Here is a 282-nt window from a genome sequence, read left to right on the forward strand (position 1 = left end):
ATTAAAATATTAGCAAGGACTATGACTATAAAGTGAGTAAAAGAAAAACTTTTCTTATAGATCCCAATAAGTTCTAAAAAAGGGGGAGATCAGATTAAAGCGATTATAATTGGTGGCTTTCTAGGTAGTGGTAAGACCACTACATTGATAACTCTTGGTAAATATCTAGCAGACGAGGGGAGCAAAGTTGCTATCGTTGTGAATGAGGTTGGCCAAGTTGGAATTGATAGTGATATAATAAATAAATTTGGTCTAAATACTAAAGAGATTACTAGTGGTTGT

General features: G+C 33.3%; 1 protein-coding gene. It reads left to right on the forward strand.

The window, feature by feature from the left end:
- Positions 1-108: 108 nt before the first annotated feature.
- On the forward strand, positions 109-282 hold a 174-nt coding region (locus ABCO64_RS11025; protein ID WP_425463715.1), incomplete at its 3' end, for a GTP-binding protein.

Source organism: Methanocalculus natronophilus (genome assembly GCF_038751955.1).
Lineage (GTDB): Archaea > Halobacteriota > Methanomicrobia > Methanomicrobiales > Methanocorpusculaceae > Methanocalculus > Methanocalculus natronophilus.